The sequence below is a fragment of the Bombilactobacillus sp. ESL1094 genome, assembly GCF_058107425.1.
This window is the reverse complement of sequence record NZ_JBYLUM010000001.1, coordinates 151,919-175,220: the sequence shown is the minus strand read 5'-3', so window position 1 is coordinate 175,220 and position 23,302 is coordinate 151,919. Positions and strand designations below refer to the sequence as shown.

Here is a 23,302-nt window from a genome sequence, read left to right as displayed (position 1 = left end):
CTGGTAGAGGAGATAAATATGGCTTTTGAAGGATTAAGTGAGCGGCTCCAAAAGACGTTTGCCAAATTACGCGGCAAAGGTAAAATAACTGAAAATGATGTCAAAGAAATGATGCGTGAAGTGCGTTTGGCATTGTTAGAAGCCGATGTTAATTTTGATGTCACAAAGACTTTTATTCAAACGGTGCGCCAACGAGCCATCGGTAGTGAAGTCTTGGAGAGCTTAACTCCTGCACAACAAATTATTAAAATTGTTAATGAAGAGTTAACTAAAATTATGGGTACCGAAGCGGTTGCTTTAAATAAGGCAGCCAAAATTCCGACAGTAATTATGATGGTTGGGCTTCAAGGTGCTGGTAAAACGACTTCGGCTGGTAAATTGGTTAAGTATCTACAAGAAAATAATCATGCCCGTCCCTTGTTAATTGCCGCTGATGTTTATCGCCCTGCTGCGATTGAACAGTTGAAAACTATCGGTCAACAATTGACAGTTCCGGTTTATGATGAAGGTACAGACCAAAATCCGGTGTCAATTGTGGAACACGGTCTCCAACAAGCTCGTGAGCAAAAGAATGATTATGTCTTAATTGATACTGCTGGGCGCTTAGAAATTGATGACCAATTAATGGATGAATTGAGTCAGATTAAGTCAGTTGCGCAACCCAATGAAATATTGTTAGTTGTGGACTCCATGACCGGACAAGCAGCAACGCATGTGGCCGAAGGATTTAATGAACAGCTCGATATTACCGGTGTGATTTTGACTAAGTTAGACGGTGATACTCGTGGTGGGGCGGCTTTGTCCATTCGTTCAGTCACCGGTAAGCCTATTAAATTTATTGGTTCTGGTGAAAAATTAGATGCACTAGAGGTTTTCCATCCGGATCGAATGGCTGATCGTATCTTGGGCATGGGTGATATGATGACGTTAATCGAGAAAGCCCAACAAGAATACGATGATAAACAAGCGGTTGAGTTAACACGCAAAATGCAGGAGAATTCGTTTGACTTTAATGATTTTATTGATCAAATGGATCAAGTGCAAAAAATGGGTCCAATGGATGAATTAATGAAGATGATTCCTGGCATGGCGAACAATCCGGCTTTACAAAATGTGAATCTTGACCCGAAAGATATGGATCATTTAAAAGCAATTGTTTATTCTATGACGCCTGCTGAACGTCAAGATCCCGAATTATTAAATCCATCACGCCGCCGCCGCTTAGCAGCAGGCTCTGGGCGACCAATTGTTGAAGTTAACCGCATGATTAAGCAATTTAAACAGATGCAAACCATGATGCAAAAAATGTCCAAGGGTAATTTTGCCGGTATGGATCAACTAATGGGCGGCGGTTTACAAGGCAAGCTGGGCAAAATGGCCATGGGTTCCATGGTGCGCCATAATAAAAAGCGTAAGAAAAAGCGTCTAAAAAAAGTTAAACGATTCAAATCTTAAAAGTTGCTACTTGTAAAGAAAAAAAGCTTTACACTATTATAGAAAACGAGTATACTATTGAACGTTAAGTTAAGAAGCTAAATTTATGGAGGAATTTAATTATGGCAGTTAAAATTCGGATGCATCGTATGGGAAGTAAGCGTCGTCCTTTCTATCGAATTGTGGTAGCTGACTCAAGAGCACCACGTGATGGTCGTTTTATTCAACAAGTTGGTCATTATAATCCATTACACAAAGAAGATTTAAAATTAGATGCTGATTTGATTTTGGATTGGTTACAAAAGGGTGCCCAACCTTCAGATACAGTACGTAACTTGTTACAAAAACAAGGCATTATGAAGCAATATCATGAATTGAAATTAGCTAATAAGAAAGCTAAGTAGTTTTAACAAAGATGGAAACTGACATTGTAACCTTAATTAAAGCAATTGTTTTACCACTAGCGAATGATAAGGATCAAGTTCAAGTTCGCGTTGAAGATGAAGCAGATTGTTTGGTTTATGAATTATCTTTGAGTACAGCAGATGCTGGACGGGTCATTGGTAAACAAGGTCGCGTAGCACAAGCAATTAGAACGATTGTTTATTTAGAAAATGATCAGAATTCAAAACGAGTTAAACTAAATATTGTACCAATTACTACTGATTAATATGGTGGGTGGCTGCAGCTAAAAGTTGCAGCCATTTTTCAAATTAAGGTTTAAAAGTGCCGGCAATTTAGCACTTGTCATGAAGTAAAGGAGTTATTAATGACCCAAACAGACTATTTACGTGTTGGTAAAATCATAAATACCCACGGTTTAAAAGGCGAAGTTAAAGTGCAAGCTTTAACGGACTTTGCGGACGAACGCTTCCAACCTGGTCAAACTTTATTCATTGAAACTGCACCTGATCATTATCAATCGGTTCAGGTGACTAGTGCGCGGATTCAGAAGAACTTTTGGCTCATTCAATTTGCGGAAATTAATGACATTGAGAGTGCACAAAAAGTTCAAACGCATGAATTGTGGATTGATGCGCAACAATTGCAACCATTACCCGATGGTCAATATTATTATAAAGATATTATGGGCATTACAGTTTATGATCAAAAGCGGGGGTTACTGGGATCAGTAGTGGATATTTGGGATTTAGGTCCGAATGATATCTGGGTTATTCAAGGTGCGAAATACGGCGAAATTTTGTTACCCATTCTCAAAGATGTGTTGGTGACGGTTGATTTGTCAGCGCAACAAGTGCAAGTCAATTTACCAGAAGGATTAATTGATGAAGATTGATATTTTAACGTTGTTTCCTAAAATGTTTGCGGCACTGGATGAGTCACTTTTAGGTAAGGCTCAAGAAAAGGGATTAATTGACATAAATATTTGCGACTTTCGGCAATACTCTGAAGATAAACACCATCATGTTGATGATACCCCCTATGGTGGTGGTGCCGGAATGTTACTGCAGCCTCAGCCTTTTTATCGGGCCATGGATGAAATTAATCAAGCAGATCCTGCTCCCAAACGGGTCATTTTATTAGATCCCGCGGGGCGCAAGTTTGATCAAACGGCGGCCCAAGAGTTGGCCCAAGAACAGCATTTGGTTTTTTTGTGCGGTCATTATGAAGGCTTTGACCATCGCATTGAAAAGCTGGCGACGGATAAATTTTCGATTGGTGATTTTGTCATTACTGGTGGTGAAATGGCAGCCATGTTAATGATTGATGCTACTGCGCGCTTTGTACCAGGAGTTTTGGGGAATGGCCAGTCGGCATATAGTGATTCGTTTACCGATGAATTGTTGGAATATCCCCAGTATACACGGCCAGCAGAGTACCGCGGGATGAAAGTTCCTGACATTTTGTTAAGTGGTAATCATCAAAAAATTGCCACTTGGCGGCATCAACAAGCCTTAAAGAAGACTTATCAAATGCGACCAGATTTATTAGTCAAAGCACAATTGAGTCCGGAAGATCAGGCTTTTTTGCAACAATTAAAAGCAGCTGATGATTAAAAGTTTCAAAAATAAAATTTTGTGTTATAATCTAATTTGTGTGATTACACGACAACAATATTCCGCTGAACTGTTATTAAGTTTAAGAGTATTAGTATAAAGGAGAGATTTATATGGGTATGAAGAGTCCCTTAATTGATGTTGTAACGAAGTCCCAATTACGTGATGATATTCCTGATTTTCGCGCAGGAGATACTGTGCGGGTTTCTGTTAAAGTTGTCGAAGGTTCTCGGGAACGGATTCAGTTATTTGAAGGTGTTGTAATTAAGCGTCGCGGTAGTGGCATTAGCGCAACTTATACTGTTCGTAAAATGAGTAGTGGTGTTGGTGTTGAACGGACATTCCCATTACACTCACCACGAGTTGCTAAAATTGAAGTCATTCGCCAAGGTCGCGTTCGGCGTGCTAAGTTGTATTACCTACGTAACCGTCGTGGTAAGGCTGCTAGAATTGCTGAAAAGCGTCGTTAATAAATTAAAGATTAATTATCAAAGCACAATCTCTCTTGATTGTGCTTTTTGATAACCATAAAAAAACTAGTATCGAAAAAATAATTTTTCAGTACTAGTTTCTTAAGTTTAATCTTAAAAAATATCTGACCGGTATAAACCGACTACCTTGCCTAAAATAGTAACATTAGTCAAATAAATAGGAGCAAAATCTTCGTTTTCCGGTTGTAAACGGAATTGATGGGCTTCTTTATAAAACCTCTTGCAAGTGGCCTCATTATCATCATTCATGGCAATGACAATTTCACCATTTTGCGCGGTGTTTTGTTGACGAACAATAACTTGATCACCATCTAAAATACCAGCATCTTGCATACTACTGCCGTGGATGGTTAACATAAAGAGTGGTTGATTTTCGTTCGCCAGATCAGGTGGTAACGGAAAGTATTCAGCATCAGCTTCTTGGATTGCCAGCGCTGGTTGGCCCGCAGTAACGGTTCCTAAAATAGGAATGCGCGTGTTAGGAATATCTAGTTTGTCTAAACCAGCAGTCGTTAACATCAAGGCGCGGGGCTTAGTGGGGTCGCGTTCTAAAAAGCCCCGAGTCTCCAAGCGTTCTAAGTGACCGTGAACGGTAGAAGTTGAGGATAGGTTCACAGCTTGACCGATTTCGCGAACAGTGGGCGGATACCCGTGTTCTTGTTGTTGATCATAGATAAATTGTAAAATTTCCAGTTGTTTAGCACTGATTGGTTGACTCATAACGCCACTCCTAGTAAGTTTAAACTAAGATTAGCATAAGTTTGTAGTAGTTTCAAATTGACATTGGTTGAAAGGAGAATTTGATGGCTGGAATTAATGAGAATAAAAAACAAACGGAATTAATTCAACGGATTAACACTCTAGCACACAAACAAAAAAATGAGGGTTTAGATCCAGAGGAAAAACGGGAACAAGCAGCTTTGAGACAAGAATATTTGGCTAATTTTCGTTCCGGCTTAAGAGATCGGATTGAGCATACGAAGTTATACGATAAGGCTGGTAAAGAAGTTACGTCTAAAAAAGTGCGTCAGATTCAGCGCGAACAAGGCTGGCGTGAAGATTAAATTGTAATTTAACCACAATTAGTGGGAATGACTATGCTATAATTAAAAAAGTGGCTACAGTATTAATAAAGAAGTTAAGAGAGCATGATCAGCATAAAATGTTCGCCTAAATTGACGAAAAATTATTTTGATCTCGGCTCCAAAATATTAAAAAATTTATTGTTATTGTAGTATTGCTAGTTAAATCTTAAAAGATAAGTCAAGGGTGGATGAATAATGTTAGTGACAGTTCTAGTGGGAATAGTAATGTTGATTGTCGGATTAGTTGGTGGCTTTTTCGGAGCACGTGCTTATATGAAGAAGTATCTGCAAGACAACCCACCTATTTCACCAGATATGATGCGGCAAATGATGGCACAAATGGGTCAAAAACCATCACAAAAGAAATTAAACCAAATGATGCAAATGATGAAAAATCAATCTAAAAAAGCATAATGAAGTCAACTAATTTAAAACTTCAAATGCTCTTCTAATAATCACAGCAATGATTACAGCTAAAGCGCTGATTTTAACTATTACTAGTTAGAATGAGTGCTTTCTTTGTGTTGAAATATTAAAAATATTTGTTAAAGTTAAAATAAATTAACAAAGTGCAAACGTGAGGTTTTATTGTGACAATATTCAAAAAATTGAATTGGTTTTTTAAAGAACAAAAAAAGCATTATTTAATTGGCATTATGTTTCTGATTTTAACAGCCATTACGAATCTAATTATTCCCCAAGCGATTGGACGCTTTTCAGATTGGGTGAATCAACACCAGTTGACTTGGACCAAAACCATTTGGTTGTTACTCATTGTAGCAGGTGCGGGGCTTTTGCAATATCTGTTTCGGTTTGGTTGGCGCCGCGAAATTTGGGGTGGTGCGGCACAATTAGAGCGCCAATTACGTAGTCGTTTATTCTGGCATTATTTGAACATGGATGACCCTTTTTTTAAGCGGCATCGCATTGGCGATCTGATGGCGCATGCGACTAATGATATTTCGGCTGTACAAAATGTTGCTGGTTCAGGGATTTTGACTTTAGCTGATTCGATCATTACTGGTGGTTTAACGATTGTAGCGATGGTTTGGTTGGTTGATTGGCGTTTGACGTTAATTGCCGTTTTGCCTTTACCGTTGTTAGCCATGATGGCGCGCGTTTTAGGAAGCAAGTTACATTATCACTTTGCTCAGTCGCAAGCAGCTTTTTCACAATTGAGTAATAAAACACAGGAAAGTATGACCGGAATTAAAGTCATTAAAACTTTTGGTCAAGAACACGAAGATATTGCCGATTTTGACCAAAAGGTTGAGCAGACGATTCAGATTAATCGACGGGTGAACTTTATTGATGCTTTGTTTGATCCCTTAACAGGTTTAATCATGGGCTTGACGTATGTGATTACGATTATTTATGGTTCACACTTAGTCCTTAATCAGGTGATTACAATTGGTCAATTAATCACTTTTGTGGGTTATATCAATGCGTTAGTGTGGCCGATGTTTGCGATTGGGCGCTTGTTCAATATTTTGGAACGCGGTAATGCGAGTTTTGATCGCATTCAAGCGATCTTAAACGAAAAATCAGCCATTATTGATTCCAATGTAGGCCAGACTCAAGTAACTGGTGGCCAACTGCAAGTTGATTTACAGAGTTTTACTTATCCCGACGGGTCTGTTCCTTCATTACAAAAAATTAAGTTTGACTTGTTACCTGGACAGACGTTAGGCATTGTGGGGCGGGTTGGCTCCGGTAAAAGTACTTTGATTAAACTTTTGTTACGCCGGTTTGATCAGTACCAAGGGCAAATTACTTTGGGCGGTGTGGATATTCGCCAGTACAGTTTAGATACTTTATTAAAAAATATCGGTTATGTACCCCAGACGAGCTTCTTATTTTCAGCTACAGTGCAAGATAATATTCGTTTTGGCAATAATCACAGTCCTCAAACTGCAGTCAAAAAAGCGGCACTGGCCGGCGCGATTGATGCGGATATCCAAGAACTAAGTGCGGGTTATCAAACTTTAATTGGTGAAAAGGGTGTTAACCTGTCTGGTGGTCAACAACAACGTTTAGCGATTGCTCGGGCGGTGATAGGACAGCCACGGATTCTGGTGTTTGATGATGCTACTTCCGCACTGGATGCTAAAACTGAGGTGCAAATTAATCACAATTTACGACAGTTACGGACGCAGCAGCAATCGTTAATTATTATTTCCCAGCGTCTGCGGAGCGTGATGGACGCCGATGAAATTTTAGTTTTGGAACAAGGGCAAATCCAACAACGCGGTACACACCAACAACTCATACACCAACCGGGTTGGTATCAAGTCATGTGGCGACGGCAGCAAATGAATTATTAGGAGCTAAGATTAATGTCTGAAGTGAAACAAAAACAAGTTATATCTGCCAAAGAACAACATCAGATTGTATGGCGATTATTAAAATTTGCTGGCAAGCATTATTGGTCATTTATTATTGCGGCCTTAGCAGTGACATTACAATCAACGATGAATATTTTGTTGCCCAAATTCTTACAATATTATATGGATCATTATTTGACTCGGGCTAGTCTGACGCAAACTATCATTATTGGTTGTGCTTTCCTTTACCTGTTAGGGGTAATTCTGCGCTCCATTGGGCAATTAGTGACCACGTTTGCCTTTAATATGGGCAGTGAGTATATGCTAGAAGACTTGCGGCGAGCGTTATTTGCTAAATTACACCAACTAGGGATGAGTTATTTTGATCGGGTGGCTCCCGGGGCGATTGTGTCGCGCGTTAATAATGATACAATGTCCATTTCGGATTTTATGCAGGTCTTTTTATCGGGGATGATCGGAGTCTTCTCCATTATTGCGGCCTTTATTGCCATGTGGGTCACTGATTGGGTGACCGCCTTAGTCGTCTTAGCGTTTGTACCGCTCTTGTTATTGACGATTAAACTTTATAATAAGTACAGTTTGGCGGCTTATCGGTATATGCGTAATAAACTAAGTGAAATTAATACGCGAATCAGTGAAACTATTCAGGGTATTCAAATTATTCAAAATTTTCGCCAACAAAAGCGGACGCAACAAGAATTTGAAACGACAAATAGTCAATATTTGAAAGCGCGACAATCCATGATCCGCATTAATTCCTTATTATTGTCACCAGTTGTCAATTTACTCTACACACTAGCATTAGTTGCGGCTTTAGGGCTTTTAGGTTTCAAAGATCATATTGGGATTTTGCAGGCTGGCGTAGTATATGCGTTTACCACTTATGTGAGTCAGTTTTTCAATCCTATTACTAATTTTATGGATAATTTATCCTTTTTCCAAGATGGAGTAGTTGCTGGCAAGCGCGCCTTTAAAATCTTAGATAGTCAAGAATATGGTCCCCAACAGTTATTACCTCATCGTGGCACTATTACGCAAGGAGCGGTGGAATTTCGTCACGTGAGTTTTGCTTATCCCAATGGGCCAGAAGTTCTGCATGATGTATCGTTTAAACTACAGCCGGGTGAGAGTTTGGGCATTGTAGGCCAAACAGGTAGCGGTAAAAGTACGATGATCAATATTTTATTACGCTTTTATGAATATGGTTCGGGGCAAATCTTGATTGATGGTTATGATCTGAGGCATTTACCACTAAAGCAAATTCGGCGCCAGATAGGCTTAGTCTTACAAGATTCGTATTTATTTTATGGGACGATTAATTCGAATATTCGCTTATTTGATCAAGCCATTACGGATCAACAAATTAAACAAGCCGCTCAATTAGTTCATGCTGATGAATTTATTGAACAATTGCCCCAAAAGTATCAGACCCAAGTGACGCCGGGGACCAGTAGTCTCTCGGCTGGGCAGCGGCAATTATTGTCCTTTGCCAGAACATTAGTGACGGATCCGACAATTTTAGTTTTAGATGAAGCAACTGCTAATATTGATACGGAAACGGAAGAGCAGATTCAAGCTGGCTTAAAGAATTTGCGCGCGGGGCGCACGAGTATTGCGATTGCTCACCGCCTGTCAACGATTAAAGAGTCGACGCAAATTATTGTGTTGGATCATGGGCGGATTGTCGAACGAGGTAATCATGAGCAATTATTAAAACAACACGGTTCTTATTATGAGTTGTATCAATTACAAGAGAGTGAAAGTTTGTCATAATAAAAAATCTGCCAGCAGGTTGATTAGGCTGACAGATTTTTTTGCAAGAATTATTGCTTTTTAACTGGGGGCACGTATTGAAAATGAGGATCGATAGAATGATCAATTTGTTGCCACGCTTGACTCATTTGTTGGTTAACGAGTTCAGTATTTTCTTCGTTAACTTTGAGAGTCCGTGGGATAGCAATAGGTTCCCCAAATTTGATAACACAACGTTGTCGTTTTAAAAAGCCCGTGAATTTGACTGGACCTTGGTAGACAACTGGCACTAGTGGCTTCTTAGACAATTTGGCAATTAAGACCGCACCGCCTTTTAATTGGCTGGAGTAACGGGTGCCAGAGGGAAACATAATCAAACTGAGATTGCGCTTGTTCAGATCTTTGACAGGTGTTTTAATAGTTGATGGTCCCGGGTGCTTGCGGTCAACCGGAAACGCATTGGCGTGCTTGAGAATAAAGGCTAAAAACGAGTTTTTAAATAATTCTTTTTTGGCCATAAAAGCACAGGGAGTAGGGCTAACAGCTAAGGCAAACAGGAGCGGTTCCCACCAGGTACGATGCGGGGCCACCATAATGTAAGATTCATTGGTCGGTAAATTTTCCCGGCCTTCATAGCGTACGTGACCATTCAGCAACCAGACAATAAAGCGAACAATTGGAACCATAAATTTATAAAACATAATTTTACCTCAAATATTAATTTTCAAATTTATTATAGCAAAAGGAAACATGTGATGACAAAAACCTTCGAACGAATTCCCGGATTTGACTTAGATTTAATCCAAGACACCCAATTATACCGCAGTTCCATTGACTCGGTTTTATTAGCTAATTGGATTACTATACGCAATGCCCATGTTGTAGTTGCGGATTTATGTAGTGGCAGTGGCATTATTGGCTTGTGTCTAGCTAAGAAATACCAAGTAACGACTTATTTATTAGAATTGCAAACAGCATTGGCGCAGTTGGCGCAACAGTCGATTCAAAAAAATCAGTTGCAAGAAAACGTACACTTATTTAACACAGATATTGCTGCCGCTTTAGATTATGTGGAACATGATAGTTGTGATGTTATTAGTTGCAATCCGCCGTATTTTGCTAAGAAGGATACGCCAACTTTAGGTAAATCGCGCTCGCACAATATTGCGCGGCACGAATTATTCTTTTCGCAAGAGTTATTGGCACAAGTTGCCAGTCAACTTTTAAAAGATAACGGCAGTTTGTATATTGTTTATCGACCAGATCGGTTATTAGAATTGCAGCAAGTCTTACAGCAATACCACTTGCCTGTGAAAGAATTACTGTTTGTTTATCCGCACCAAGGGGATTTGGCTAACTTAGTGTTAATCAAATGTCGTAAAACGCGGCGGACGAACGGCTTGAAAGTTTGGCCGGGATTAGTTTTGTATAATTCAGATGGGAGTTACACCCAACAATTACGGGAGTTTGTTCATGAATGAATATAGTGTCTACATTGTTCAATGTGCTGATGGTACATTATACACGGGCATCTCGAATGATGTCACTCACCGCATTCAAATGCATAATGCGGGGAAAGGGGCGAAGTATACCAAAGCGCGCCGACCTGTTCAGTTAAAGTATCAAGAAGTTGTGGGCAATCGCTCCCAAGCTTCCAAGCGCGAATGGCAAATTAAACAGTTGACGCGCCAACAAAAATGGCAATTAATTAAAATAGGTGTAAATAGTCAGTTGAATGGTAAATAAAACCAAGCGGCTGGCTTTTATTTTTTATTTTTGATGGAGAAATTTTAATTTAAAAAGCAAATAGTAATTTACTCGAAAAAGTGCTTTGTTCGCTCAAAAGCGGAGTAGTGCCAAATTAATTGACAAAAAAGAAAAACTATCTTTTAAATTAATTAAATATTAAATTAATGACAAAAAAATCATTCTAGTTATCATTTAATGAGCATGCTATAATTTATTCGAAATTAACTGATTAAGATGTTCAGTAGATCTTGTTGCCAGCTTTAATGAAAGCGCTATTAATCATTCGCTGTTATCGGAAGTAGTTCAGAGTGGTTGGAGGCTCACGGCAAAATCTGTGTAGAGAGTTTAAGCAATGGAGATTATGATGAATAAACAATTTAAATTGCTAATGTTATTAATTGCTTTGTTATTTGCGGGCGGAGGCGCTCGACACACAGTTCATTCTGTCCAATCGACGACGAAGCCGATTGCGGTCATACATAAAAGTGATGATCTCTTGGTTAACCCGCAAAATTTTAGTTCATTAACGCAAACAGAGCCGAAAGCTGCCAAAAAGTCAGCGGCACCAACCAAAAAAGCAGAGCCGTCCATTAGTAATTTTAGGACCTTAACTGCGCCAGTGACCGGTATGGCCGGTACTTGTTCATGGACCTTAGCTACAGATGGAACTTTGACGGTTAATCCAGGAACCTTAGCAGTTCATGCTGAGTACACAGATGTAGATTATTCTAGGTACAGTTATGAAGGTGAGAACTGGTTGCTTTATCAGTATTACATTCAAAAAGTGGATATTGAACCTGGAGTAGAATTGCCAACAGATAGCAGTTATGTCTTTGCTAATTTAACTGCTTGCAAGACAATTACCGGCTTGAATAATTTGGATACCAGTAATGCGACAGATATGAGTTTATTGTTTTATAATGACTATTCTTTAACAGATTTAGATATGACCGGCTTTAACACGAGTCAGGTAATTAATATGTCTGCGATGTTTCGGGAATGCAGCAATTTAACAAGTTTAAATGTGACTGCTTTTGATACTGCTAATGTCGAGAACATGTCGAAAATGTTTTATGATACTTATCAGTTGACGGATTTAAAGTTGAGCAATTTTGTAACGAATAAGGTTACTGATATGTCGCAAATGTTTTACCAGTGTCGTGCTAAGATTATTGATGTAAGTAGTTTTAATACTGATTCAGTTATTAATATGAATCAGATGTTTGGATACGCGACAGATGTTACCAGTTTAGATGTAAGCCACTTTAACACCTCTTCCATAACTGATATGAGTTCTATGTTTTTGTTTTGTGAAAGTTTAACTGATTTAAAACTAACTGATTGGGATACAAGTCATGTTGTTGATATGAGTAAAATGTTTTATTATTGTTCAAATTTAACTAGCCTTGATCTGACGGCCTTTGATACGTCTAATGTACAAAATATGTCTGACATGTTTCATTCCTGTTCCCAATTAAAAAACTTAAATTTAACTAAGCTGAACACTACTAAGGTAACAACGATGAGAGCTATGTTTGCTTATTGCAGCAGTTTGACTAAGCTAGATTTTACGCAAGATCCTAATTTTAGTACTGCCAAGGTGTTAGATATGTCAAAAATGTTTGAAGGCTGCAGCGGCTTAACAAGTTTGAATGTGACCAGCTTTGATACAGCGAGTGTTCATAATATGTTTGAGATGTTTCAGGGATGTAGCAGCTTAACAAATTTAGATGTAACCAAATTTGACACTAGTCAAGTGAATAATATAGTTTATGGCGGTTTTGATTCGGACTGCGGTATGTCTTCGATGTTTGCTAATTGTAGTAGCTTAACAGATTTAGATTTGACTAACTTTGATACAAAACAAGTAACTAATATGTCTTCGATGTTTTCTGGTTGTAGTGGGTTAACGGACTTAGATGTAACGCACCTTGTAACAGATCAAGTAACTAGTATGTCTTCGATGTTTTCTGACTGTAGCGGTTTAAAAGATTTAGATGTGACCCAATTTAAAACGGGTAAAGTAGATAGTATGTATCACATGTTTTATGGCTGTAGAGGTTTAAAGAATTTAGATGTGACCGAATTTGATACAAAACAAGTAATTGATATGTCTGGGATGTTTGATGGTTGTAGTGGCTTAACGGATTTAGATGTGACTAGCTCGAACTTTGTGACAGCTAAAGTGATTAATATGTCTTATATGTTTTCTTATTGTAGTAGCTTAAAAGATTTAGATGTGACTAACTTTGATACAAAACAAGTAACTAATATGTCTTATATGTTTTCTGGTTGCAGCGATTTAAAGAATTTAGATGTGACCAAATTTGATACAAAACAAGTAATTGATATGTCTTATATGTTTTCTTATTGTAGCAGCTTAAAAGATTTAGACGTGACGCACTTTGTGACAAATCAAGTAACTAATATGTCTAACATGTTTTGGAATTGCTATGATTTAACAGATTTAGATGTGACGAACTTTGTAACAGATAAAGTGACCAAAATGTCTGGGATGTTTGATGGTTGCAATGGCTTAAAAGATTTAGATGTGGCAAATTTTGATACTAGTGTCGTTGAAGACATGAACGATATGTTTGCTGGTTGTACAAAATTAACAAGTTTGGACTTGAGTAACTTTCAAACTAAAAATTTAACCGCGTATGAAACGCGACTTATTTTAGATAGGGATAATTCGCTGCGTAAGTTAGTGTTAGGGTCAGATACGATTTTTAAAACGCAATTAGATCAAAGCTTTGTTTATTCATCAAATCTAATTTCACCATACAGTGGAATTTACTTCACTGATGATACGACGGGTAAGACTTATCAGACTTTAGGTGGTTGGCAAGAAGTGGGTACTGGCAGTGATGACTTCCATCCTAATGGGGCAATTTATGACCGAGATGATCTCACTAACTTTTTAGGTACTGCTCGTCCTGCTAAGACAACTCTAGTTTGGCGTAGCCAGTTAATTAATCAACGACCTTCAATTAAACTGGGTGCTGGTGCGACTACTTCGATAAGTATGAACTATTGTCATGATTATCGACAAACTACACCACTACCTGAATTAGACATTTCTGGAACCGTTGCGGATTCAGATAGTAATAATGTGCAATTATATTATGCAATTGATCCAACGACACCAATTACCAACATTGCTGAGGTTACTAATAATTGTCAACCGGTGGGTTCGGCTCTAACTGCAACGGGTGATGATTTAGCTTCTGGGGCTGCTTGGCAACTAGCGTTGACTGACCCGACAGATTTAAAAACGTTAGCTACCCCGAAAGCTGGTGGTCACCAAATCCAGTTTTATGCAGTTGATAGTGGGGCGCAGTTTACGACAGAAAATCCGCAAGTTTCTCCGGCGGCAACCGTGAAGGTAGCGGAGAATAGTTTGGTGCAAATCAATTATTTAGACCAAAGTACGGGGACGCCCGTTCTGGATACTAATGAAGCAGGGCATTCTAAACCAGCGCAAACGGTTGTTGGAACCGTTTGCTCAGATATTCCTACGGCTGATGTCCCACCAGTAATTAAGACTAAGTATCACCGTTATACTTTGCAGTCGACACCGATCACAACTTTTCCTTCCATTGTAACCTCTGATAATCCGTTACTCCAGCCGTATCAAATGAATTTGCAATATCGTTCGGGGACGATGACCATGAAGGTTCCTAATGATTTAGATTTTGGTAAGAAGATTGTCCAGACTTCTCGACAAGTTTATGCATTGAAAGCTAGTGCTTTGGATCAAAAATTGGCGGTTACTGATGATACCGGAGATCCGAGTTGGCAGTTATCATTAGCTATGAAAGATGATTTTAATTATTCTGGCGGTTCTTCCGCGACGGCACTTACGAATATTTTGCAGTATTTAGCTCCTAATCATAGTAGTTTAGCCATTACCAAAGTGCCAACACTGATTGATAGCTATGCTCATTACAACACAACCGTTGATAGCTCGGGCAACGCTGTGACGAATATTTCAGATCGCTGGTGGAATATGGGTCAACAACAAATTGCGGGGCCCCAATTAGATTTACGTAATCCTGCTAATCCTGTGCATGCTGCTAATTATAGTGCCACAGTTACGTGGTCATTAGAGAATTCTTTACAGTGATTTGCTTTGTAATTGCTAGTGTCCAATTTATTAGTTGCGTGTGAATTAGTTCTTTAGTATAATAAAACATTGTATTAAATACTCACGTTGACTTTTGGTTTGTTGGTGCACGAAGGTGTGACAAATCAGTTAAAGTTGACGGCGGAAAAACCATGGAGGTTATGGAATTATGTCTGTTTTATCAATGAAACAATTATTAGAAGCCGGTGTTCATTTTGGACACCAAACACGGCGTTGGAACCCCAAGATGAAGCCGTATATCTTTACACAAAGAAACGGTATCTACATTATTGATCTACAAAAGACCGTGCATATGATTGATGATGCTTACAACTTTATGAAAGATGTTGCTGCTGATGATGGCGTCTTCTTGTTTGTTGGTACTAAGAAGCAAGCTCAAGACTCTATTGCTGAAGAAGCAACCCGCGCTGGTCAATTTTATGTGAACCATCGTTGGTTAGGTGGAACTTTAACTAACTGGGATACGATCCAAAGTCGGATTAAGCGTTTGAAAGAAATCAAGAAGATGTCTGAAGATGGCACATTCGAACGTTTACCTAAAAAAGAAGCTGCTTTATTAGTTAAACAAGAACAAAAATTAGAAAAATTCTTGGGTGGTATTGAAGATATGCCACGGATCCCTGATGTAATGTTTGTAGTTGATCCACACAAAGAAATCATTGCTGTTCGGGAAGCCCAAAAGTTGAACATTCCAGTTGTTGCGATGGTTGATACGAACACGGATCCCGATGACATTGATGTGATTATTCCATCTAACGATGATGCTATTCGGGCCGTTCGCTTGATTACTTCCAAGATGGCTGATGCGATTATTGAAGGTCGTCAAGGTGAAGAAAACGTTGATTTGCCAGAAGAACAGATGGCGCAAGCTGCTGCTAGTGAAGACAATGACGGCGAACAATCGATCGAAGAAGTCGTTGAAGATTCTGATAAATAAATAAAATTATTATTTTAAGTCATTTTAAGAAGCTGTAACTGAAGTCAAATTAGTATTAAACTGTGAGACTTTGGTAAGATAACCGTGAAAGTGTTTCGTTAATGAAACTTTGCGATTCAGCTTCTTTTGGTGTGTATAATGTTAGGAGGACTAGAGATGGCTAAAATTACAGCTGCGCAAGTTAAAGAATTACGTGATAGAACAAGTGTTGGTATGATGGATGCTAAAAAGGCCTTAGTCGCTGCTGATGGCGATATGCAAAAGGCGATTGACGAATTACGTGAAAAAGGTGTTGCCAAGGCTGCCAAGAAGAGTGACCGGATTGCTGCTGAAGGTTTAGCTGCGATTGAAATTCAAGGCAATACAGCTGCCATTATTGAAGTTAATTCCGAAACTGATTTTGTGGCTTCCAATGACAAATTTACCAGCTTAGTTTCCCAAATTGCGAGTGCAATTGCGGAACAAAAGCCTGCTGATTTAGCAGCTGCTTCCCAAATTAAGTTGGCTGATGGTAACAGTATTGCTGATGCCATTACGAATTTAACAGCCGTGATTGGTGAAAAAATCACTCTGCGGCGCTTCACAGTAGTTACCAAAAAGGATAATGAAAGTTTTGGCTCCTATTTACACAATGGTGGTCAAGTAGCTGCTTTGACAGTGATTGCTGATGCTGATGAAGCAACAGCGCATGATGTTGCTATGCACGTAGCAGCGATTAATCCAGAATATTTGGATCGTTCGCAAGTGCCAGCTGATGTCATTGACCATGAACGCCAAGTTTACACTGAAGAAACGATCAATGAAGGCAAACCAGAAAAGATTGTGCCAAAGATCGTTGAAGGTCGTTTGAATAAGTACTTGTCAGAAATTAGTTTAGCTGATCAAGATTTTGTCAAAGATCCTGACCAAACTGTTGCTAAGTTTGTTGCCTCTAAAGGTGGCAAGTTAGTTTCATTTGTTCGTTATGAAGTTGGCGAAGGAATTGAAAAGCAAGAGAATAACTTTGTTGATGAAGTTATGGGTCAGATTAAATAAAAGCGCGCAGCGCTTTTTTTTTGGCTAATTTTAGGTAAAATTCAGTATTGATTACTGGTTATGGTAAAATGAACCCTAGAAGAAAATTGTAAGGAGTTAACGATGACTGTTAAATATCAACGAATTGTATTGAAATTAAGCGGTGAAGCTTTAGCAGGTCAAAATGGTTTTGGCATTAATCCGCCGGTAATTGCAAATATTGCCCAACAAATTAAAAAAGTTCATGCACTCGGAGTGCAAATTGCTATTGTGTGTGGTGGCGGTAATATTTGGCGTGGAGAAACTGGTGCTGAATTAGGAATGGAACGCGCCCAAGCTGATTATATGGGAATGTTAGCCACCGTGATGAATGGTTTGGCGTTGCAAGATGGTCTAGAAAAGGTCGGCGTTCCCACACGGGTTCAAACTTCCATTGAAATGCGGCAAATTGCTGAACCGTATATCCGTCGCAAAGCCATTCGCCATTTAGAAAAGCAACGCGTGGTCATCTTTTCAGCAGGAACGGGTAGTCCTTATTTCTCGACTGATACGACTTCAGTTTTACGGGCAGCCGAAATTGGTGCTGATGTGATTTTAATGGCGAAAAACGGGGTGGATGGTGTTTATTCCGCTGATCCGCAAAAAGATCCTTCAGCAGTTAAATATAATGAATTGACCCAACTTGATGTGATTAATAAAAAACTTGGTGTGATGGATTCGACGGCTAGCTCATTATCCATGGATAATGATATTCCGTTAGTGGTCTTTAACTTAAATGAACCGGATAATATTTTACGAGTTGTTCAAGGCGAAAGTATTGGAACAACTATTCAAGGAGGCAAAAATTAATGACCCAAACAATTATTGAACAAACACAAGCTCATATGCAAAAAAGTGCCGATGCCTTGCAACGCGAACTCGGTCAAATTCGCGCAGGTCGGGCGAATGCTAGTATTTTAAATGGTATTAATGTGGAATATTATGGCGCTGAAGTGCCAATTAACCAAGTGGCTTCCATCAGTATTCCAGAGGCCCGGGTAATTTTGATTACGCCGTTTGATAAGTCTGCGTTAAAAGATATTGAAAAGTCTTTATTAGCTTCTGATATTGGCATTAACCCAGCTAATGATGGCAATGTGATTCGCTTGGTAATTCCACAATTAACTGGTGAACGGCGCAAGGAATTAGTCAAAGAAGTTGGCAAAATTTCCGAAAATGCGAAAGTGGCTGTTCGCAATATTCGCCGTGAAGCCATGGATTCTTTGAAAAAGCAACAAAAAAATCATGAGATTACTGATGACGAAATGCACGATTTAGAAAATCAAGTGCAAAAGGTAACTGATCAAAATATCAAAAAAATTGAGCAGATTACTGATGACAAATCCAAAGAATTAGTAGTTCTTTAACCGATAGAGGAAGATATCAGATATCTTCGTTTAGAACATTAAGAGACTGGAAGAATTGGTTAGCAGTTGCATGAGTTTTGGCGCATTATAATAAGTAAAACTTCGTCTTGAATGACGAAAACTTATTGTGTTCTCGCTTCTTGTTGGAGTTGTTAACTATTTAAGGTATTAATGATCTTAGGTGGCTGAAACCAAGGTTGGTCAGTAAAGTAACCGGATTGACTTTGAAGTATACAATAGGTTAAGTGGTTTTTCATTGAACTATCTTAACCTAGTTGAATTAGCTGTATAATGATCTTTTACCCCAGTCTCTTTAAACTTTATTAGGAGTTTTCAAAATGGTTAATCAAGTTCTACCACGTCATGTAGCAATTATTATGGATGGCAATGGGCGTTGGGCACAAAAACGCGGCTTGCCAAGAATTGCGGGACATCGCGCCGGAATGAATAATTTACAAGTAGTAGCGAGTGCTGCTAGTCAAATGGGCATTTCTGCTTTGACAGTTTACGCTTTTTCGACTGAAAATTGGAAACGTCCTTCCAAGGAAGTGCGCTTTTTAATGAATTTACCAATTGATTTTTTTGGAAAATTCATGCCAGATTTGATGAAGAATAATGTTAAGGTGCTTATCACAGGTTTTGTGGAACAGTTACCTGCCAAAACGCGCGAAGTTTGCTTAAAAGCCATTGACCAAACCAAAAATAATACGGGCATGATTTTGAATTTTGCATTTAACTATGGCGCTAGAAGTGATATTGTTAATGCTGTTAAATTATTTGGCCGCCAAGCTCAAGAACATCCTGAGTTATTAGATCAACTAGATGAAAAAATGTTTGGTCAGTATTTGATGACTGCGCAATTAGCCGATTTGCAAGAACCTGATCTGTTGATTCGCACCAGTGGAGAACAGCGGTTATCTAATTTCTATTTATGGGAATTAGCATATTCGGAACTGGTTTTCGTGGATGAATATTGGCCTGATTATAGTGCACAAAATCTACGGCGTGATGTCTTAAGTTTTGGGCAAAGAGATCGGCGGTATGGCGGCATAAAACAATAGATTAGGAGTTTATTTTGAAAACAAGAATTATTACAGCAGTAATTGCTTTACTTATTTTTATTCCAATTTTAGTAGCAGGTGGAGTCTGGATTGATGTAGCAGCTTCTGTCCTGGCGGTGATTGGTTTATCTGAAGTTTACATTATGCGTAAACGCATTATTGTGTCCCCTGACTTTTTAATTGGGGCTATCGGCGTGTTACTACTATCTTTGCCCGAAAAAGCGTTAACTTGGTTACCCGATGCCTTTTCACGATTTGATTTGGCATACGTGTTTGTCGCCTTGTTATTAATTTTGACGGTTTTCACCAAAAATAGTTATAATTTTGAAGATGCCGGGACAACAATTTTATCCATGTTTTATATTGGAAATGGTTTTCATTATTTAGCTGCGATTCGTAATTCGGATGCTGGTGGTTTGTCATTGCTCTTATTTGGAATGATTATTGTATGGGTAACAGATAGTGGTGCTTATTTTATTGGTCGCGCTATTGGTAAACATAAGTTGTATCCAGCCATCAGTCCTAATAAAACCTGGGAAGGTTCGATCGGTGGGGTCATCTGTGCCGTGATTTTTGCCTTGATTTATATGTTAGGTTTTAACCAATGGAATTATATGGACAATGTTCCACATAATATCTGGTTATTAATTTTAATTACGATTTTTCTATCAATTATTGGACAAGTGGGCGACTTGGTCGAATCAGCTTATAAACGGTATTATGGCGTTAAGGATTCGGGCAAAATTTTACCTGGTCATGGTGGCATTTTAGACCGCTTTGATAGTATGTTATTTGTCTTACCGTTAATTCATTCGTTGGGCTTCATGTAATCAGGAGGAAGTTATTTGGTTGCAATATTAACTTTTATCATTGTTTTTGGACTTATTGTGTTTGTTCACGAATTTGGACATTATTATTTTGCTAAAAAATCCGGCATTTTGGTGCGCCAATTTTCCATTGGGATGGGGCCAAAATTGATTTCTTATACACGCAACCATACCTTATACGTCATTCGACTCTTGCCGTTGGGCGGGTATGTGATGTTAGCGGGGGCCGAAGATGATGACGAACAGCTGAAACCCGGTACTTTAGTCGGTCTGAAACTCAATGAGCAAGAGCAAGTTGTGGAAATTGATAATTCACAAAATACTAATAATTCCACTTTAATCCCTTTTCAAGTTGTCCAGAGTGATTTGGAACGGGAGTTGTTTATTGAGGGTTATGAAGCTGGTGATGATGAACATTTAAAACGGTTTTCAGTTGATCATGATGCGGTTTTAATTGATCAAAGTAATAATGCTATGCAGATTGCACCACTGGATGTGCAATTTAATTCAGCTAGTTTGTGGCACCGGTTTTTAACGAACTTAGCTGGTCCGTTGAATAACATTATTTTTGGTATGTTAGTCTACATTTTATGTGCGTTTATTTTGGGCGGAGCACCGAGCAATTCAGCTCAGTTGGGGACAATTCAATCCCATTCGCCAGCTGCGCAAGCACAATTACAGACGGGCGATCAGATAGTTAAAGTTGCTAGCAAACCCATTCATAATTGGACTCAATTAGTCCAAGCGATTAGTCAAAGGCCTAAGCAAATGACTCAATTAACGGTTAAAACGCCGCAAAAGCGCATTAAGCATGTGACTATTAAACCGCGGGCTGTTAAAGAAGGTAAGCAAACCATTGGTCAAATCGGGATTATGCAAGCACGTGATCACCGCCTAGGTCCCACCTTAAAATATGGCGTTCAATCAGCCGTTGGTGCGGTGGCAACAATTGTGAATGCGCTCAAGAAAATGGTTACTGGTGGTTTTAACATTAACCAACTGGGTGGTCCCGTAGCAATCTATTCCGAAACTAGTCAGGTAGCAGCCATGGGTTGGCAACAAGTGTTACTGTTTATTGGTTGGCTGTCAATTAATTTAGGTATTATGAATCTACTACCCATTCCGGCTTTAGACGGTGGAAAGTTATTGTTAAATATTATTGAAGCCATTCGCCGTAAGCCCGTTTCTCAAAAGACAGAAGTTGTGGTTAATTTGATTGGTGTGGGCTTGTTACTGATCTTAATGGTCGCAGTGACTTGGAATGATATTACGCGCTTCTTTGTGAAATAATCTTTAGGAGTAAGGGAGAAAATAATTTATGAAACAATCACGGGTATTTATACCAACATTAAAGGAAACCCCTAGTGATGCTGAGGCAGTTAGTCATCAATTGATGTTGAGAGCAGGTTTTATTCGTCAAATATCAGCTGGAGTCTATGCTTATTTGCCTTTGGCCTATCGGGTTTTAAGGAACATTGAACGAATTGTTCGTGAAGAATTGGAACAAGTTGGCTGTGTAGAAATGTTGGCTCCGGCCGTTTTGCCGGCTGAATTATGGCAACAAAGTGGCCGTTATGACACCTATGGTGATAACTTATTTAAGTTTAAGGATCGCCACCAACGTGACTTTATTTTAGGGCCTACACATGAAGAGACGATGACTTCGTTAGTTAGCAACGTTTTGAATTCTTACAAAAAAATGCCACAAGTGTTATATCAAATTCAAACGAAGTTTCGTGATGAAGATCGTCCACGTTACGGTTTGTTGCGGGGGCGTGAATTTTTGATGATGGATGCTTATTCTTTTACTGCCAATACGGATGATTTGGATACAATTTTTGATCAAATTGAACAAGCTTATCGCAAAATTTTTGAACGTAGCGGTTTAGATTTTCGGGCAATTTTGGCGGATTCTGGTGATATGGGCGGTAGTGGTTCGAAAGAATTTCACGCTGTGGCCCCGATTGGCGAAGATACGATTGTGTATTCGGATGTGAGTGATTATGCTGCCAATTTAGAAATGGCTACGAGCGTTTTAACTCCTAACCCGCAAGCTGAAATGTTGCCATTATCAGAAATCAAAGTTAATCCGCAAGTGAAGTCGGTGGCCGATTTAGCACAGGATATTGATGTCACTGCTGCGCAAATTATTAAGTGTGTGGCCTATTTGGCTGATAAGAAGCCGGTATTGGCTTTGATCCGTGGTGATTTTGCGGTGAATGAAACGAAGTTAAAGAACTTATTAGGGGTGAACGAATTAACTCCCGCTTCAGATCAACAAGTTGCCGAAATTTTTCATAGTGTGCCCGGTTTTATTGGTCCCATGAATTTAGCGTCGGAAATTCAAGTGATTGGTGATTTGTCCATTCAGGATTTGACTAATGCTGTAACCGGTGCTAATCAAAAAGGATTACATTATCAAAACGTGAATGCCCCTCGAGATTATCAGGTTGAACAATATGCCGATATTCGGACTGTCAAAGAAGGCGAGCTCTCACCAGACAATAAGGGAGTTTTACATTTTACACGGGGCATTGAAATTGGCCATATCTTCAAGTTGGGTACGAAATACTCTGAAAGTTTAAATGCGAACTTCTTGGATGAAAATGGTAAACAACAACCCATCATTATGGGCTGCTATGGCATTGGTATTAGTCGTTTATTGTCTGCCATTGTAGAACAACATCATGATGATGCGGGGATGATTTGGCCCTGGGAACTAGCACCTTATCAGGTTCATGTAGTTGTCATGAATGCTAAAAAAGAAGAACAAATGTTACTCGCTGAGCAGATTGAAACTGATTTGACCGCTAGTGGTTTAAGTGTTTTAGTCGATGATCGTAAGGAACGGCCAGGGGTTAAATTTGCGGAAGCTGATTTAATCGGTTTGCCCGTACGGATTACCGTTGGTAAGAAAGCCAGCGATCAAATCGTAGAAGTTAAATTGCGGCAGCAACAAGAATCCGTGGAAGTTGCCGTGGGCGATATTAAAGAGACCATTAAGATCTTATTACACAATAATTAAATAATTTG

At 39.0% G+C, this 23,302-nt stretch carries 23 protein-coding genes; 21 read left to right on the top strand and 2 right to left on the bottom strand.

What is annotated here, in order from left to right; translation table 11 throughout:
- The first annotated feature begins 18 nt into the window (after positions 1–18).
- The 6 genes from ffh (at position 19) to rplS (ending at position 3,922) form a co-directional block, all read left to right on the top strand.
- The gene (gene ffh, locus AC3B5S_RS00910) at positions 19–1,455 is read left to right on the top strand and encodes a signal recognition particle protein (RefSeq protein WP_489789973.1); all 1,437 of its coding nucleotides are present in this window, start codon (positions 19–21) and stop codon (positions 1,453–1,455) included.
- 101 nt (positions 1,456–1,556) lie between these two features.
- On the top strand, positions 1,557–1,838 hold the full coding sequence (gene rpsP / locus AC3B5S_RS00905; RefSeq protein ID WP_489757527.1) for a 30S ribosomal protein S16: 282 nt from the start codon (positions 1,557–1,559) through the stop codon (positions 1,836–1,838).
- An 11-nt stretch (positions 1,839–1,849) separates the two neighbouring features.
- Positions 1,850–2,104 (top strand): KH domain-containing protein, encoded by a 255-nt coding sequence (locus tag AC3B5S_RS00900; RefSeq protein WP_489757528.1) that lies wholly within the window; start codon positions 1,850–1,852, stop codon positions 2,102–2,104.
- 99 nt (positions 2,105–2,203) lie between these two features.
- Complete coding sequence (rimM, locus tag AC3B5S_RS00895; RefSeq protein WP_489789972.1) at positions 2,204–2,731, top strand: ribosome maturation factor RimM; 528 nt, start codon at positions 2,204–2,206, stop codon at positions 2,729–2,731.
- On the top strand, positions 2,721–3,452 hold the full coding sequence (gene trmD / locus AC3B5S_RS00890) for a tRNA (guanosine(37)-N1)-methyltransferase TrmD (RefSeq protein WP_489769013.1): 732 nt from the start codon (positions 2,721–2,723) through the stop codon (positions 3,450–3,452). Before rimM ends, trmD begins: the two co-directional genes overlap by 11 nt.
- Before the next feature lie 119 nt (positions 3,453–3,571).
- Positions 3,572–3,922 carry a 50S ribosomal protein L19 gene (gene rplS / locus AC3B5S_RS00885; protein WP_489757714.1) on the top strand — a complete coding sequence of 117 codons (351 nt, stop codon included), beginning with the start codon at positions 3,572–3,574 and terminating at the stop codon, positions 3,920–3,922.
- Between the two features lie 114 nt (positions 3,923–4,036).
- On the opposite strand, the gene lexA is transcribed toward rplS, so the two are convergent.
- On the bottom strand, positions 4,037–4,663 hold the full coding sequence (gene lexA, locus AC3B5S_RS00880) for a transcriptional repressor LexA (protein WP_489789971.1): 627 nt from the start codon (positions 4,661–4,663) through the stop codon (positions 4,037–4,039).
- Between the two features lie 83 nt (positions 4,664–4,746).
- Between lexA and AC3B5S_RS00875 the strand changes: the two genes are divergently transcribed.
- From AC3B5S_RS00875 to AC3B5S_RS00860, 4 genes are all read left to right on the top strand, one after another.
- A complete protein-coding gene (locus AC3B5S_RS00875; RefSeq protein ID WP_489789970.1) occupies positions 4,747–5,007 on the top strand; it encodes a DUF896 domain-containing protein in 261 nt (86 codons plus the stop codon).
- 216 nt (positions 5,008–5,223) lie between these two features.
- Entirely contained in the window at positions 5,224–5,442 is a 219-nt protein-coding gene (locus AC3B5S_RS00870) for a YneF family protein (protein WP_489757533.1), read from the top strand.
- Positions 5,443–5,618: 176 nt separating this feature from the next.
- A complete protein-coding gene (locus tag AC3B5S_RS00865) occupies positions 5,619–7,352 on the top strand; it encodes an ABC transporter ATP-binding protein (RefSeq protein ID WP_489789969.1) in 1,734 nt (577 codons plus the stop codon).
- 12 nt (positions 7,353–7,364) lie between these two features.
- Positions 7,365–9,146, top strand: a complete 1,782-nt coding sequence (locus AC3B5S_RS00860; RefSeq protein ID WP_489789968.1) for an ABC transporter ATP-binding protein — start codon at positions 7,365–7,367, stop codon at positions 9,144–9,146.
- 50 nt (positions 9,147–9,196) lie between these two features.
- On the opposite strand, the gene AC3B5S_RS00855 is transcribed toward AC3B5S_RS00860, so the two are convergent.
- The gene (locus AC3B5S_RS00855; RefSeq protein ID WP_489757536.1) at positions 9,197–9,826 is read right to left on the bottom strand and encodes a lysophospholipid acyltransferase family protein; all 630 of its coding nucleotides are present in this window, start codon (positions 9,824–9,826) and stop codon (positions 9,197–9,199) included.
- Positions 9,827–9,880: 54 nt separating this feature from the next.
- Between AC3B5S_RS00855 and AC3B5S_RS00850 the strand changes: the two genes are divergently transcribed.
- The 11 genes from AC3B5S_RS00850 (at position 9,881) to AC3B5S_RS00800 (ending at position 23,294) form a co-directional block, all read left to right on the top strand.
- Complete coding sequence (locus tag AC3B5S_RS00850; protein ID WP_489769008.1) at positions 9,881–10,606, top strand: tRNA1(Val) (adenine(37)-N6)-methyltransferase; 726 nt, start codon at positions 9,881–9,883, stop codon at positions 10,604–10,606.
- Complete coding sequence (locus tag AC3B5S_RS00845; RefSeq protein ID WP_489789967.1) at positions 10,599–10,871, top strand: GIY-YIG nuclease family protein; 273 nt, start codon at positions 10,599–10,601, stop codon at positions 10,869–10,871. Before AC3B5S_RS00850 ends, AC3B5S_RS00845 begins: the two co-directional genes overlap by 8 nt.
- 367 nt (positions 10,872–11,238) lie before the next feature.
- Positions 11,239–15,003, top strand: coding sequence for a BspA family leucine-rich repeat surface protein (locus tag AC3B5S_RS00840; protein WP_489789966.1), 3,765 nt, complete (start codon positions 11,239–11,241; stop codon positions 15,001–15,003).
- 169 nt (positions 15,004–15,172) lie between these two features.
- Positions 15,173–15,961, top strand: coding sequence for a 30S ribosomal protein S2 (gene rpsB, locus AC3B5S_RS00835; RefSeq protein WP_489757540.1), 789 nt, complete (start codon positions 15,173–15,175; stop codon positions 15,959–15,961).
- A 156-nt stretch (positions 15,962–16,117) separates the two neighbouring features.
- Positions 16,118–16,996, top strand: coding sequence for a translation elongation factor Ts (gene tsf, locus AC3B5S_RS00830; protein ID WP_489757541.1), 879 nt, complete (start codon positions 16,118–16,120; stop codon positions 16,994–16,996).
- Between the two features lie 102 nt (positions 16,997–17,098).
- A complete protein-coding gene (pyrH, locus tag AC3B5S_RS00825) occupies positions 17,099–17,824 on the top strand; it encodes a UMP kinase (protein WP_489757542.1) in 726 nt (241 codons plus the stop codon).
- Positions 17,824–18,381 carry a ribosome recycling factor gene (gene frr / locus AC3B5S_RS00820; protein ID WP_489757543.1) on the top strand — a complete coding sequence of 186 codons (558 nt, stop codon included), beginning with the start codon at positions 17,824–17,826 and terminating at the stop codon, positions 18,379–18,381. The genes pyrH and frr overlap by 1 nt, the downstream gene beginning before the upstream one ends.
- Positions 18,382–18,719: 338 nt before the next feature.
- Positions 18,720–19,442 (top strand): undecaprenyl pyrophosphate synthase, encoded by a 723-nt coding sequence (gene uppS, locus AC3B5S_RS00815; protein ID WP_489757544.1) that lies wholly within the window; start codon positions 18,720–18,722, stop codon positions 19,440–19,442.
- Between the two features lie 14 nt (positions 19,443–19,456).
- On the top strand, positions 19,457–20,272 hold the full coding sequence (locus tag AC3B5S_RS00810; RefSeq protein ID WP_489757545.1) for a phosphatidate cytidylyltransferase: 816 nt from the start codon (positions 19,457–19,459) through the stop codon (positions 20,270–20,272).
- 15 nt (positions 20,273–20,287) lie between these two features.
- Complete coding sequence (gene rseP / locus AC3B5S_RS00805) at positions 20,288–21,559, top strand: RIP metalloprotease RseP (RefSeq protein WP_489757546.1); 1,272 nt, start codon at positions 20,288–20,290, stop codon at positions 21,557–21,559.
- A 28-nt stretch (positions 21,560–21,587) separates the two neighbouring features.
- Positions 21,588–23,294, top strand: a complete 1,707-nt coding sequence (locus tag AC3B5S_RS00800) for a proline--tRNA ligase (RefSeq protein WP_489757547.1) — start codon at positions 21,588–21,590, stop codon at positions 23,292–23,294.
- The last annotated feature ends 8 nt before the right edge of the window (positions 23,295–23,302 follow it).

Coding starts and splice junctions, on each gene's coding strand:
- AC3B5S_RS00870 (WP_489757533.1), top strand. CDS start 5,224: ATGTTAGTGACAGTTCTAGTGGGAATAGTAATGTTGATTGTCGGATTA.
- AC3B5S_RS00855 (WP_489757536.1), bottom strand. CDS start 9,826: ATGTTTTATAAATTTATGGTTCCAATTGTTCGCTTTATTGTCTGGTTG.
- AC3B5S_RS00800 (WP_489757547.1), top strand. CDS start 21,588: ATGAAACAATCACGGGTATTTATACCAACATTAAAGGAAACCCCTAGT.
- AC3B5S_RS00840 (WP_489789966.1), top strand. CDS start 11,239: ATGAATAAACAATTTAAATTGCTAATGTTATTAATTGCTTTGTTATTT.
- lexA (WP_489789971.1), bottom strand. CDS start 4,663: ATGAGTCAACCAATCAGTGCTAAACAACTGGAAATTTTACAATTTATC.
- AC3B5S_RS00850 (WP_489769008.1), top strand. CDS start 9,881: ATGACAAAAACCTTCGAACGAATTCCCGGATTTGACTTAGATTTAATC.
- trmD (WP_489769013.1), top strand. CDS start 2,721: ATGAAGATTGATATTTTAACGTTGTTTCCTAAAATGTTTGCGGCACTG.
- rplS (WP_489757714.1), top strand. CDS start 3,572: ATGAAGAGTCCCTTAATTGATGTTGTAACGAAGTCCCAATTACGTGAT.
- AC3B5S_RS00845 (WP_489789967.1), top strand. CDS start 10,599: ATGAATGAATATAGTGTCTACATTGTTCAATGTGCTGATGGTACATTA.
- tsf (WP_489757541.1), top strand. CDS start 16,118: ATGGCTAAAATTACAGCTGCGCAAGTTAAAGAATTACGTGATAGAACA.
- AC3B5S_RS00875 (WP_489789970.1), top strand. CDS start 4,747: ATGGCTGGAATTAATGAGAATAAAAAACAAACGGAATTAATTCAACGG.
- rpsB (WP_489757540.1), top strand. CDS start 15,173: ATGTCTGTTTTATCAATGAAACAATTATTAGAAGCCGGTGTTCATTTT.
- AC3B5S_RS00900 (WP_489757528.1), top strand. CDS start 1,850: ATGGAAACTGACATTGTAACCTTAATTAAAGCAATTGTTTTACCACTA.
- rpsP (WP_489757527.1), top strand. CDS start 1,557: ATGGCAGTTAAAATTCGGATGCATCGTATGGGAAGTAAGCGTCGTCCT.
- ffh (WP_489789973.1), top strand. CDS start 19: ATGGCTTTTGAAGGATTAAGTGAGCGGCTCCAAAAGACGTTTGCCAAA.
- frr (WP_489757543.1), top strand. CDS start 17,824: ATGACCCAAACAATTATTGAACAAACACAAGCTCATATGCAAAAAAGT.
- AC3B5S_RS00860 (WP_489789968.1), top strand. CDS start 7,365: ATGTCTGAAGTGAAACAAAAACAAGTTATATCTGCCAAAGAACAACAT.
- uppS (WP_489757544.1), top strand. CDS start 18,720: ATGGTTAATCAAGTTCTACCACGTCATGTAGCAATTATTATGGATGGC.
- rimM (WP_489789972.1), top strand. CDS start 2,204: ATGACCCAAACAGACTATTTACGTGTTGGTAAAATCATAAATACCCAC.
- pyrH (WP_489757542.1), top strand. CDS start 17,099: ATGACTGTTAAATATCAACGAATTGTATTGAAATTAAGCGGTGAAGCT.